We start from the raw sequence: 14,822 nt of genomic DNA, 5'->3' as shown, positions 1-14,822 counted from the left end.
CTGCTTTTTTGTTGGCAGTTGTATCCTTATTTCTGATGTCAGGAACGGTCATCGATTCTGTGCAAATGGTCGTTGCGCAGGTCGAAACTGCAATGCCGGGCGTGCCGCCTATTCCTGTGCCAACCGAGGAACCCGCACCCCCGACGGCAGAGCGAACCGAAGAAAGCACAGCGACCTCTGTTCCGCCTACCGCGACCAGTACCACGCTGAGGGTGGCCTTCACCGCCAGCCCCTCCAGCGGGAATGCGCCGTTGAGCGTCAGCTTCAGCGATGCCAGCAGCGGTGCCAGCTTCATGGACTGGCAGTGGGACTTCGGCGACGGCACAACTGCGACCGGTCAAGGGCCGCACAGCCACACGTATACCACCCCTAGCACCTATACCGCCAGCCTGACGGCCTTTAGCCCGGCGGGCAGCGGCACGGCCTCGCAGCAGATCGTTGTCTTTGAACCGCGCAGCACAGTTGAAGCGCGTTTCAGCTATCAGCAGACTGGCAACCTCGAAGTCTGCTTTACCAATACCAGCAGCGGCAGCATCATCGCCAACAACTGGAACTTTGGCGATGGCAGCAGCAGCACTGAAGCGAACCCCTGCCACACCTACCCGGCAAACGGTCAATACACCGTCACGCTCAGCGTGATGGGCGAGGGCGGCGAGACCTCCACCGCGTCAGGGACGGTTATCGTCCAGGCGGCAACTCAAGCGCCAGACGCCATTTTTTCCGCAGATCGGGTTAACCTGCCGCCGGGCGGGACGGTGCGCTTCACTGACCAAAGCACGGGTATCATCCGCACCTGGCAGTGGGACTTCGGCGATGGCACCAACAGCAGTGATCGCCAGCCATCACATCAATACAATGCTGAAGGCACCTACACGGTGACGTTGACCGTGACCGGCCCCGGTGGTTCCGACCAGGCGACCGCGACCATAACGGTTGCGCCGGAAGCCGTCCTGACCTGTTCGTTTAATGCGCCGGGGCGGTCTTTTGCCGGGCAAGCCGTCACCTACCGGAATACCTCCCGCGTGACGCCGGGCAGCTTCAGCGGATTCGTCTGGAGCATCGACGGTGAAGAAAGCGCCACCACCACTGACCTGACCGCGACCTTCAATGATGCAGGTACCTATACGATTCAGTTGGTGGGGACAACCGCCGATGGGCGCACTTGCCAGGCCGAACGCCGCGTCACCATTCAGCCTGCTGATAGCGTCATCGCGGATTTTAACGGCCTGCGGAATGTCCGCGTCGGGGAAGAAATTTGCCTGCGCGACCGTTCCCAGGGGCAGGTCGTTTCGTGGTTGTGGAACTGGGCAGATGGCACCACCAGCACCGACCAGAACCCCTGCCACACCTACACAACAGCTGGCAGTTATCCCGTCCGTCTGACCGTCAGCAGTGAAAGTGGCGCGACCGACAGCCGCACCCGCACCCTGAACGTGTTTGATCCGTCAACCATCACCGCAACCGGCAGCCCCCTGAGTGGCGTTGCACCGCTCATGGTGAACTTCAGCGCGACCGGGACGAACATCACCCGTTACGAATGGGCGTTCCCGGATGGCTCACGCGCCTTTGCGTCTAACACCCAATTCCAGTTCGACCAACCCGGCGAACACACCGTCACCGTGACCGGCAGTGGGCCGGTCGGGTCGGTTTCGGCTGACGTGACGATTCAGGTGCGCCAGCCGCTGTCGTTGCGGGCGGCCCTCGGTGCGTCCCCCTGGAACGGGGTCGCGCCGGTGGAAGTCTGCTTCACCGACCGCAGCGAGGGTGAAAGCCTCACGGGTTGGACGTGGAACTTCGGCGATGGCAGCACCAGCAATGAGCAGAACCCTTGCCACACCTACACCAGTGCCGGGGAATATGGTGTTCAATTGCAGGTCAGCAATAGCGACGGCATGACCGCCTCCGCCAGCAACATCGTCCGCGTCTACGACCCTGCTAACGGTGGGGCTTCGTTCCGTGTGCGCTCGGCTGATGAACTGAATATCTGCTTCACCAGCAGCATCGACCCCGGCTTCACTCTGGTGCGCTGGGAATTCGGCGATGGCAGCACCAGCACTGAATTCCAGCCGTGCCATGCCTATCCCGCCGAAGGGGTTTACAGCGTTTCACTCATCATCCGGGATGCCAGCGATGCAGAACGGGTGCTGACCGCCTCCATCGCGGTCAAGCAGGACGAGGCAGAAGAAGTAACCGCAACACCTGAACCCAGCGAAACCCCCGATATCAGCGTTTTTGACCCGGCACTGAGCAAGCTGGGTTACTTGCCAGCAGGCAGCACCGGTCTGCCAGGCGAAGAACTCCACTGGCTGACTTCTGTCACCAACAACGGTGGCGCAGTCGGGACGAATGTGGTTGTCGTCGATAACGTCCGCCCGGAATTGCGGATCGACCAGATATTGGTCGCGCCGGGCAGCACCTATACCGTGAATGGGCAGCAAGTTCAGGTGACGATTCCCACCTTGCTGCCGGGGGAGCGCCAGGACTTCACCATCATCACGACCGTCCTGACCAGCCCGCTCGACGGGGCGATCGATAACACCGTTCGCATTGATGCGACCGGCGACGCGGCAACTGCCACTATTCGCCTTCCAGGGATATCGATTATGGCGGCACCGCCAGCGCCCAATGGCCCCATCCCGCTGATTAACGGCGTGCCGGAGATCAGCGACTTTGGCGGCAGTCCGTTCTGCTTCACGCCCAACTTCACCAATGCCGGTACGAACGAAGGTTACGGCCCGTACATCACCGTCGTGCGGGATGCGAACCTGACACTCAACAGCATCAATTACCTAGGCGTTGACCTGACGATTGCGCCGTATCTGGTAGCCTCCGGTCTGCTGCCCGCCAACGACCTGATTGAAGGCCGCGCCATCCCCGGCACAGTTGGTCAGCAGTGGATTACGGTGCGACTGCCGATTGGCTCGGTGGAAACCACCAGCCCGGCCATCCCGATCCAGATTTGTATGACCAGTTTGCCGACGGCAGCGTTCGGTGTGCCGCTGCCGATCAACATCTACCCTGGCTACGAATTCGGGGATACCCCGACAGGTGCCAACGGCCCCATCTCCAACCTGAATGATCGCGGCCCGATGGATAACAGCGGCTCGTTCACGCCCATTCTGGTTACGTTCGACAAGAGCAATACGCTGCCTGAAAGCGAAGTGGTGCCAAGCTGCTACCCCGCGCCGCCGGTGGGTGCCGCTGGTCAGCCCGGCCCGGACTGCGCCGCGCCGCCCGGTGTGCAGTGGCCCTATGAATACATCCTGGCGATTGAACTGGCTCCGGGGCAAACCCTGACCACCAACGTTTTCACGGATACCCTCGACTCGGCCTTTGAATTCTATCCGTACACCTTCCCGGTGGTCGCCCCCATACTGGATGCCATCCGCACGACGGGCAGCACCTGCACCACCACTGGTGTCACCAGTACCTTCAATGCAGTTCCGATCACGGCGCTGCCCGCCCTGCAACCGCCGGGTGGTGGCACGCTGCAGGTGAACATCGCCAACATCGTCAACCCCAGCAGCGCGGATACCTGTGTCCTCCGGCTGCGCTATCGCGGTTTTATCAACGACATCCTCAGCGAGACAGCGGCCCCGACCAGCTATGTAGCGGTGAATAACGCCAGCTTTGTCTACAACCACGTCAGCGGCCCGCAGCCGACCCTGACCGACACCGATACCGTAGATGTTCGCAATCTGGAAATCCAGAAGAGCGCCTCGCCGACGACTGTTGCGCCCGGTGATGTGGTCTCGTACTCACTCTCGTTCCAGTTGAGCGAGTACATCGGCATTGAAGATCTGACTGTCATCGACATCATCCCAGATGGTATCGACTTCAATCCGGGTTCGGCTACCGTAACGGTGCCGGGGGTTGGCACCGCCGCGATCACCGGCGCAAACCAGACCATCACCTACGGGGCGAATACCGGCACGCTGTTCTTCAATGTCACGGGTGCGCTCCCGGGCCCGTATGCCAGCCAGGGAACCGTCAGCATCACCTACACGGGCACGGTGCGGCAAACCTACCGCCCAGGCGGAACCTTGACCGGGTACGTCAGCGCCAATGACGACATGGTGAACAACATCACCGCCAATTTCGTCACCACCGGCGGGCAGACCTTCAGCGATGAAAGCAGCGCCTCCATCACCGTCATCCCGAACACACTGACCAAAGACCTGGTGAGTACCCCGATTGACGCGGGAGCGGGCTTTGTTCCCGGCGAACCCGTCACCTTCCGGCTGGCTTTGGCAATCCCCTCTGGCGATACTCGCAATCTGGTAATTGACGACAACTTCCCGCTGCCGGTCTTCGACGTGGACGACGGCGACTTCGGCATCGAGGCCGGGACGATCACCCTGCCTGACCCGACTGGGCGTACACTGCCGTTTGATGTGCCCAACACCAACGGCTATTGTAGCAGCTACCCCAACGCCACCTTCCGGACTACACACGCCCGTGCGGTCTGCGATTCATCTACGGCACCAACGGCACTAACCTCCCAGTAGGCTCAACCATCACGGTGACGCGCTTCGGGAATACCGTGCGTCTGGCAGTGGATGCGCCGGTGGAGACCAACGTCACCGAAGAACGTCACATCGTGGTCGAACTGACGGCGGGCATCATCGACCGCCCCTTCAACGACGGGCTATTCCTGTCGAATCGCTCACAGGCGACTTACACCAATACCCTCGGCAGCGTGGTTACGCTGAACGCCGATGACTATGTGGACATCGCTGCCCCGGATGTACAAATCTGCAAGGGCATTTCAGGAACGACCAATGCCTCCAGCGTGGCGGTGGCGGGTGCGCCCTGCGCCATCACTGGCGTACCGAACAACGACCTGACCAATGTCGATGCGTCCGATGTGTTGACCTACACCATCACTGCTCGCAACGTAGGCAGCGCCCGCGCTTATGGTGTGGTCATCTCGGACAATGTAACCTCGCTCCCGCAGGCGACGGATTGTACGCTGGTCAGCGTGCTGAACGGCTCCGGGGCGGCGCTGGCGTACACCGGCACCTTCCCTAACCTCACTCTGACGAATCCGCTGCCTACAATCGGCAGCGTGGGCGTCACAACGGCGCAGGCGACCGCGGTTGTCACCTACCGATGCACCGTTGCCACCAATATCACGCCGATTTCGGACCCTGTCATCAATCAGGCGAGTGTGGCCTTCGCCGCCTTCAGTGATACGCTGCCGGGTGGCCCGCACGTCAACCCGCCGACGGTGCTGTTCCCGCCACGCACGGATGTGGCGAGCTTCACCACCACTGCACCGAACATCACCAAGACGCGCACCCCGGCTACCGCGACCATTGGCGACCTCATCACCTACACGCTGACGGTAGACATCCCCGGCGGCACGATGAACAACGTCACCATTGTCGATACGCTGGATGCGGGGCTGGCCTTTGTGGATTGCACCGGCGTGAGCGTCACGGCGGGCAACATCAATAGCAGCGTGGGCGCGATCAACACAGCGACCTTCTGCAACGATCCGGTCAATCCAGTCATCGCCGCCGGGGGCGGCATTGCCACCTGGAACTTCGGCAGCCTGACCGATCCCGGCAGCAACAACAACGACCTGGACACGATCACCATCACCTATACCGCCGTCGTCCTGAACACGGCTGCCAATGTGCGTGGGCAAGACCGCAACAACAGTGCCGTGCTGGGGTGGGATAACCCGGCGGGTGGGCGCTTCACCGACTCGGCCAGCGCACCGGATACGCGCCTGATCGAACCGACGCTGGAGGTCGATAAGTCGGTTGCGCCGGCTAGCAACCGGGATGCCAACGATCTCGTCACCTTCACGCTCATCGTCCGTCATGCAGCGGGCAGCAACGCCACCGCCCATAACATCGAGCTCTCGGATGTGATTCCGGCGGGACTCACCTACGTTGCCGGGTCACTGACCAATACCGATGGTGTTGCCCCGGCGACCCTGACCGAAGCCGCCGGCACCATCACCGCCACTTGGACAAGCCTGACGACTGCCCAGACCAGCACGCTCCAGTATCAGGCGCGGCTGGTGGCGAACGTCCAGCCCGCCCAGACGATCACCAACACAGCGAACATCAACTGGACGAGCCTGCCCGGCAGCCCGACCAACACCACCTATAACAGCCTCGGTGTGGAACGCACTGGCAATCCGGCGGATGTGGGCGGTGCAGCCAATACCTACCGGGCTTCAGACATCGCTACTGTAACCGTCGGCAATCCCTCGGCTGCCAAGACGGTCACAGCAACCTCGCTGGCGGATACCGGCAATGGTGCTGATACCGACCCGGATTTGACCATCGGTGAAGAAGTCACCTACCAGATCACCATCACCTTCCGCGAAGGCTTGACGCGCAATGCCGTCATCCGAGATAACCTACCCACTGGCATAGCCGTGCTGGGTTACGTCAGCAGCCGCATTGTCAGCATCGGCAGCAACCTAAGCTTCAGCACCGCAACTCCGGCGGTGGAGCTGGCTGGCACAACCAGCGATACCAACCTGGACTCGGTTCTCGACCGGGTTGACTGGTCACTCAGCGATGTCACCAATGTGGCGGATAATGTCGTCACGGCGGCGGATACTATCGTTGTCGAAGTAGTGGCGCGGGTGATCGACGTGGCCGCCAACAGCGGCCTCGCACCGACCCAGGATTTGAACGTCGTCAATACCGCGCAAATTCGCTACACCAATTTCGCCGGGACAACGGTTGCCCAAAACGGCACCACCACTGTCGATATTGTTGAACCTCGCCTGACCATCGACAAGAGCGCGAACGTCACCGACGCGGACGCGGGCGATACCGTCACCTATACGGTCGTGGTTCGTAACACCGGCACTGCCCCCGCCTACAATGTGGTCATCACCGACCCGCTGCTGCCCCAACTGGAACTCCTCGCTGGTACCGTCACGACCAGCGCCGGGACGATCACAACGGGCAATTCCGCTGCTGACACCACCATCCGCGTGGACACAACCTCTCTAGCGGTCAACGGCGTCATTACCATCACCTATCAGGCCCGGCTGCGGCCCAGCGTTTTCCCCGGTCAGCAACTCGTCAACACCGCCACGCAGACCTCCAACAGTCTGCCGGATGGCACCGGGCGTTCCGGCACCAGCAGCGATCCGGCGACGGTGGTGGTCATCCTGCCGCAATTCAACAAGGATATTGTCAGCACGTCGGAAGGCGCGACCTCCCCCGGCATTGGCACGACCAATCAGTATACGGCGGCACCTGATCTGGCGATTGGCGAAACCATCACCTACCAGATGACCATCACCGTACCAGAAGGCACCAGCAACACCCTGCGCCTGGTGGATACGCTGCCCAGCACGGGCGCGGGCGACCCCGGCACCCTGGCTTACATCAGTTCCCGCGTCGTCAGCATCGGTGCCAACATCAGCAACTCGGCGCTGGCGGTCGGCGCGCCGGGGGCGGTCGCTGGGCAGGCCATCACCTTCAACTTCGTCGGCGGAACACCGATTGCCAATACGGCGGACGGCATCTCCAACGCGGCTGATCAAATCGTGGTCGAGGTGGTGGCGCGGGTGAGCAACATCGCGGCCAACGTCACGGGTGACCTGCTTACCAACCGCGCTCGTCTGACCTATGACGGCGGCAACACGCTGGACGCCAGCGCAGACGCCGATGTGGTCGAGCCGAACCTGAACATCGACAAGACCGCCAGCCCATCCACCAACCTGAACGCCGGGGATGTCATCACGTATACGCTGGTGATTACACACACGGCAGCTTCCCGCGCGGACGCCTTCGACCTGCGGATCAGCGACACCATCCCGGCAGGGTTGACCTATGTGGCGGGGTCGCTGACCAACAGCGCCGGTGTGGCGGGGACTCTGGACGCCAGCGGCGCACCGACCCTGGTCATCACCTGGGATACTATCCCGCTGACGGGCAGCAGCACCATCACCTATCAGGTGACGGTGAACAACGGCATCACCCACGCGCAATCGCTGACCAATACCGCCAACCTCGGTTACTCGTCGCTGGATGATGGCACGCCGGATACCAACGACCCGAACGAGCGCACCTATACCGACAGCGACCCGGCGACGGTCACGACCAACCTAGCTCCGCTGTCCTTCACCAAGTCGGTGATCGACAGCTCAGGGGCCTATACTGGCGCGGGTCAGCACGGCGCAGCCCTCCCTGACTTGACCATCGGCGAGACTGTCACCTATGAACTGCGGGCGCGGTTGCAGGAAGGCACCACCCCCGTCACCATCACTGATACGCTGCCCGCTGGCCTGACCTTCATCAGCACCCAACTGGCACCGACCAACGGCGCGAACGTCACCATCACCAACGGCTTCCCTGCGCCGACCCTCGTCGGGCAGGTTATGACCCTGGCGCTGGGCAACGTGGTCAACGCGGCGGATAACATCGCCAATGCGGCGGATGATCTGGTAATCTGGGTGGTGGCTCGCGCCAGCGATGTCCCCGCCAACGTCGGCACCACCGGTGCCGACAAGATCAACACCGCCACCCTCAACTGGGGCGGCGGCACCCTCACCGATACCGAGACGGTCGAAATCGTCGAGCCGAACCTGAACATCGACAAGACCGCCAGCCCGACCAGCGGCCTGAACGCGGGTGACACCGTCACCTACACGCTGGTCATCACCCACACTGGCACCTCGACGGCGGACGCCTTCGACCTCCGGATCACCGATACGCTCCCGGCCGGAATCCTGTACGGCTCGGTGACGGCTGTCAGTTCAACCTGCGATGAACGGGCAGGTTGGTCGGTCGATACGGCGGGTCTGCCGGGGACGGTCATCTACCGCATGGATGACCTGCCGCTGACCGCGACCTGCACCATCACCTACACGGCGACGATTGCCAACACGGTCGTGAACGGCACCAGCCTGACCAACACGGCGGCGCTGCGCTACTCCTCGCTGGATGACGGCACGCCGGATACCAATGACGCCAACGAGCGCGTCTACAACGACAACGACCCGGCGACCGTCACCACCGATGTTGCACCCCTGTCCTTCACCAAGACGGTGATCGACACCTCGGAGGCGTACACCGGCGCGGGTCAGCACGGGGCGACTCTGCCTGACCTGACCATCGGCGAGACTGTCATCTATGAACTGCGGGCGCGGTTGCAGGAAGGCACCACCCTCGTCATCATCACCGATACGCTGCCCGCTGGTCTGACCTTCATCAGCACCCAACTGGCACCGACCAACGGCGCGAACGTCACCATCACCAACGGCTTCCCCGCGCCGACCCTCGCCGGGCAGGTCATGACGCTGACACTGGGCAATGTAGTCAATGCCGGGGATAACGTCGCCAACACCGATGACGACCTGGTGATCTGGGTGGTCGCCCGTGCCAGCAACCTGCCTGCCAACAACGGCAGCACGGGCGCGGACAAGATCAACACTGCCACCCTCAACTGGGGTGGTGGCACCCTCACCGATACCGAGATGGTGGAGATTGTGGAGCCGCTGCTGGACATCACCAAGAGCGCCACGCCCAGCATTGGTCTGGACGCTGGCGACATCGTGACGTACACCTTTTCGGTGACACACACGGCGGCTGCGACAGCGGATGGCCAAGATGTGAGCATCAACGACCTCCTGCCCAACCACATGACCTATGTCGGCAATGTGGCTGCTGTGAACGGCCCTGCGCCGACCGTCACCAACACCGCGCCCAACATCATCTTTAGCTGGGCGAACCTGCCGCTGGGCAGCACCTACACCTTCACCTTCGAGGTCAGGATTGACCCGACGGTTGGCCCAGCCGAGAGCCTGACCAACACCGCTACGCTCGGTTGGTCAACACTGCCTGGTGGCGATCCGAATGAACGCACCTACACCGATACCGCCAGTGCGGTCGTCACCACCCGCCCGCCGTCGATGGAGAAGACCATCTTCGCCACGTCGCTTACGGAAACGGGTTCGGGGCAACACAACCCGGCGATTGTAGACGTGAACATCGGCGAGACCGTCACCTATCACATGACGATCACCATGCCGGAAGGCACCGCACCGCTGACACTCACCGACAACTTGCCAGATGTGATGACAGTCGTCAGTTCGCAGGTCTACAGCCTAGGCGGGAATATCACCGCTGGTCTGGCGGTGGGCACGGCTGGTGTGACCAGCGATAGCAACTTCGCGGACGGTCTGCCTGACCGGGTGGTCTTTAACCTCGGCACGGTGCGGAATACGCCGGATGGTGTCGAGAATGCCAACGATCAAATCGTGCTGGAAGTGGTGGCACGGGTCGATGAAAACGCACTCAACCAAAACGGCGATCAGTTGACCAACACCGCCACCCTCGATTATGGTACTGGCAGCGTCTCCGATACGGAAACCGTCGAGGTGGTGGAGCCGGAACTCAACATCGACAAGTCGGCGCTGGTCGTCACCGGGCGACCGGGGGATATCATCGAGTACACGATAGTCGTGGAGCATAGTGGTACCTCCAACACCGCCGCCTACGATGTGGTCATCACCGATCCCCTGCTGCCTGACCTTGATCTGATCGTCGGCAGCGTGACCAGCACACGCGGGACGGTCATCACCGGCAATACCGCCGGGGATACCACCCTGCGCATTGAGGTCGGCACGCTCAATCCCGGCGCGACCATCACCATCACGTACCGGGCGCAGATCAGTCCGCTGATTACCCCACCCGTGACGTTCATCAACACGGCAACCCTAAACTACGATAGTGCGCCTGGGCCAGGTGGACGCCCCGGCACCGATGACGATACGCACACCATCCGCGTCAATGACGATTTGTACCGTTACTCGAAGACGGTGGTCGATACCTCGCTGGCGGACACTGGCGATAGCCAACTCACCAGTGCGCCGGATGTCACCATCGGCGAGCGCATGACCTTCCACATCGAGGCCTACCTGCCGGAAGGCACCACCACCAACTTCACCATCACCGATAACCTGCCATATGGCTTGATCGTCGTCAGCAGCCGCGTGGTGAGCATCGGCGGCAACCTGACCACAACCACCCTGGCGGTCGGTGATCCGGGTGTTCACTCCAACAGCAACTACACGGCGGATGCCTTCGATGATCGCGTGGTCTTCAGCTTTGGCGATACAATCAACATCATTGACGGCGTGGATAATGCCCTGGATATGGTACTGGTGGAGGTGGAAGCCCGCGTTTACGACAACGCCCTGCTCAATCGCGGTGGCGAAACTGTCACCAACGAGGCGCTCATCGACTACGGCCCGAACCAACGCCGTACCGAAGCCGATGTGGACATCATTGAGCCCAATATCGACCTGACCAAGACCTTCATCCCGCGCATCGAAGGGCGGGGGCATATCCTCGCCATGACGCTCGATCTGGTGAACAACGGCACCTCCATCGCCTACAAGGTCGCCCTGAATGACCCGTGGAACCCCGGACTGTGCCTGAATGATGTCACAGTGGATGTCTCCGGCGCACCGGGGACGACCTTCACCGATAGCTCGACCTCCGGCTGCGGTGGCATCATCCAGGTGGACTTCAACCAACTGGCGGTAGGTGCCAGGGTGCTGGTGACTGTCGAACTGACGATTGACCCGGCCCTGGAACCCATCCCGCAGGATATCCCCAACACGGCAACTGTCACCTACCAGTCGATCCCGGTCGGGCATCCTGACGAAAGCGAAGCCCGCCAGTACCGTGACGAAGCCACCGATGTGCTGCGTGTGGACGAACCCACCATCGAAATGACGAAGGTCGGCACCCCGCAATCAGTCCATGCCGGTGGGCTGCTCACCTACACCGTTACCGTCACCAACACGGGAGAGCCGCCGATTGACGCCTTCGATGCGGTCATCACCGATGTGCTGCCGGATGTGCTGACGTTTGTCTCTGCCACCTCCTCCAAGGGGAGGTGCAGTGCCAGCGGGCAGGTGGTCACCTGTATGCTGGACAGGCTGCTGCGCGGTGAAACCATCACCATCGTGATCGAAACCCGCGTCTCATCCAGCGCCGCCGGGACGCGCATCCTCAACCGAGTTGGCTTGACCACGCTGGAAGGTGTGTCTATCGAGGCGGAAGCCCCCAACGTGGTGGCGGACTTCACCGTGTGTAGTGTGGGCTGCCCGGATATCCAGCTTTACCACTCTGACCAGACCGGCGATTGGGAAATCTTCCGGCTGGTGGGCGGGGTGGAAGCTCCGGCGGATGCGGACATCAACCTGACGCAGAACCCGGCAGATGATGTCGAACCCAGCCAATCGCCGGATGGTCAGTGGATGACCTTCGCCAGCAACCGGGACGGCAACTGGGAAATTTACGTCACCCCGACCGATGGCGACCCCGGCAGCGCCCGCCGTGTGACCTACAATACCTTCGCGGTCGATACCGACCCGGCATGGGGGCCGACCGATTTCTTGGTGTACGAATCGACCCGCGACGGCAACTGGGAACTGTACCTGCTCGATCTGCGAACCGGCACCGAAACGCGCTTGACCAATAACCCTGCGGATGACCTGAATGCTCAGTGGTCGCCGGATGGCACGCGTCTGGTCTTCCAGAGCAACCGCAGCGGTCGCTGGCAACTGTACGAACTGAACCTGGTCACGGCGAACCTGCGTGTTCTCAGTGATAGCAGCGGCGACGACATGGATGCGTCCTACTCCAACACCGGGGATCGGATTGTCTTCCGGTCGGTTAATGGGGATGGCACCGTCATCAGCATCATGAATGCCGACGGCAGCGGGCGCATGGTCGTCAGTGACCGCAGCAGCCGCGCCGCCAACCCCGTCTGGTCGCCGGATGACACCCTGATTGCCTACCAGTCTGATCTGGATGGTGATCTGGACATCTACATCTACGGAGTAGGGGTGGGCCAAACCCGCAAACTCACCGAAAACGGGATTGATGACTACGCGCCAACCTGGTTATGCGACAGCCTGCGGGTTATGTTCACCTCGGATGCGCCGGATAACCCGGACATTTTCCAGGCGGAAGCCCTGCCGCTGACTGCACCAGCGATCAATGTACTGGAGGAGGCCGATCAACTGACCATCGACCCGAACCAGGACATCTACCCGCAAGGTGCGCCGAGCGAGGAGAATGCCAGCCTCGAAGGGACTCTGCCGGATACCATTTCGGCTGAACCCGGTCATACGCAGATTATGAACCTCGATGTGGCGGTCACGCCTCAAGACCGGACGCTGAATCGGGATGAAGTGTGGGAAGCTATCACAGGTTGTGTGGAGACTGATCTCACCTCTTCGCCGCCATCCTATGCGCTGAACCTGTTTCCAGTACCCTAACTTCGCCAATGAACACATACTGAGAACATCCATTGAACGGGATGCTCTCAGTTCTGCTACCGTTATTTTGAACTCTTGACGGCCGGTGTTTTCATCAATTTGTTTCGATCAACGATTCTAATCGCGATTTTGGGGCCGTTCCAACGAAATATATCATCAGTCCTGGAGTAGGACTTAGTTCGACTTTGCACATCAAGCAGCATAGGACAGGGTAGAAATGAGTGTGTCAAATAGAGGCTTGGGGATTTTGAGCAGGTCGGGTTCTTCGCTCGATATGTGAAAAGCCGGATAAGCTGTCCAGAGAAATTGGCGCACGAGCGCTGTAAAACGTCAAGGGGAGTGAAACTTTCGCATATGAGGCAACGCATGGACTTCCGAAAACACAACCAAATGAAGTAACATAGGGGAATGGCGAAGCGACAACTCCAACTCACCGAACAAGAGATCGGGCAGTTTCGAGAAGCGGAAACGCAGACACGTGATGTGCATGAATTGAAGCGGTTGCAAGCGATTCGTCTGTACGGGACAGGGATGCCGCTGGTGGCGATTCAAGACGTGACAGGAGCGGGAGAGAGTACAATTCGTCAGTGGGCGATGGCTTACCGGGCGGAGGGATTGACCGGATTGCGCTCCAAGGGGCATGGCAAGAACGCGAACAAATTAACCGATGAACAGCGCCAACAGATTAAGCAGCGTCTCCAGCAGTATCGTCCGGTGGATTTGCACCTGAGTGCTGGGGAATATTGGACGGTGAGTGACTTGCGGATCGCCGTCGAGCGGTGGTTTGGGGTCGTCTACCAAGATGAGACCAGCTACCAAACGCTGCTGCATAAGAGTGGCTTCAGCTACCAACGCACAACCAAAGTGTATCGCTCCCGTCCCAGTGAAGCGACGCTGGCTGACTTTGAAGCTGAACTGGAAAAAAGTGACCGATTTCTTGCAAGACCATCCCGACGGGCACATCATCGCTTTGGACGAGATGAGCTTGTATTTTCAGGCAACCACCACCCGCTTGTGGGCGCTGGTGGGGCAAACCCCAGTGGTTCGAGTCAGTCCGCAACGCGACCATGTCCATTTCTACGGCGCGGTCAACCTGCGCACGGGACATGAATTTGCGCTCCCCACCCCAGACATGACCAGCGAGACAACCGCTGCTTTTCTGCGTGACCTGCTCCTTGGCTACCCGACCCAACCGCTCCTGTTGCTCTGGGATCGCGCCAGTTGGCATAAGGGCGAAGCAGTTAAGCAAGTGATCGCAGACCATCCGCGCCTCACGACAGTCTTTTTTCCACCCGCTAGTCCGCATTTGAACCCCCAAGAGCACGTCTGGTCACAAGCGCGGGCGGCCGTCAGTCACAACCATACTTGTGCTACCTTTTCACAACTTACCCAGTCGTTTCTCAACTTCTTATCGTCGAACTTGTTTCCCTTTGCTTGGTTGAACAAGCATGCTCCTGCTATATTGTTTGAGGTCTAAACCGGAAGCCCATAAGAAGCCGACACGCTTCCCAATTGTGTGGGAAATTTCTGTCGGCTTACGCTG

3 protein-coding genes and 1 pseudogene are annotated in these 14,822 nt (G+C 60.7%); all 4 read left to right on the top strand.

What is annotated here, in order from left to right; translation table 11 throughout:
* Positions 1–65 precede the first annotated feature (65 nt).
* The 4 genes and pseudogenes from IPK17_RS35690 to IPK17_RS35675 all read left to right on the top strand — a co-directional run bounded on the left by IPK17_RS35690 (position 66) and on the right by IPK17_RS35675 (position 14,756).
* Complete coding sequence (locus tag IPK17_RS35690; RefSeq protein WP_343422604.1) at positions 66–4,508, top strand: PKD domain-containing protein; 4,443 nt, start codon at positions 66–68, stop codon at positions 4,506–4,508.
* A gap of 14 nt (positions 4,509–4,522) precedes the next feature.
* Complete coding sequence (locus IPK17_RS35685) at positions 4,523–13,279, top strand: isopeptide-forming domain-containing fimbrial protein (RefSeq protein ID WP_343422485.1); 8,757 nt, start codon at positions 4,523–4,525, stop codon at positions 13,277–13,279.
* 408 nt (positions 13,280–13,687) lie between these two features.
* A pseudogene (locus IPK17_RS40850) lies at positions 13,688–14,110 on the top strand (helix-turn-helix domain-containing protein); the annotation flags it as partial.
* Positions 14,111–14,183: 73 nt separating this feature from the next.
* Complete coding sequence (locus IPK17_RS35675) at positions 14,184–14,756, top strand: IS630 family transposase (protein WP_343422483.1); 573 nt, start codon at positions 14,184–14,186, stop codon at positions 14,754–14,756.
* The last annotated feature ends 66 nt before the right edge of the window (positions 14,757–14,822 follow it).

The organism is Candidatus Flexifilum breve (genome assembly GCF_016713355.1).
The sequence above is the reverse complement of the archived record's forward strand: the minus strand, read 5'-3'. Positions and strand labels throughout refer to the sequence as shown.

Coding starts and splice junctions, on each gene's coding strand:
- IPK17_RS35690 (WP_343422604.1), top strand. CDS start 66: ATGGTCGTTGCGCAGGTCGAAACTGCAATGCCGGGCGTGCCGCCTATT.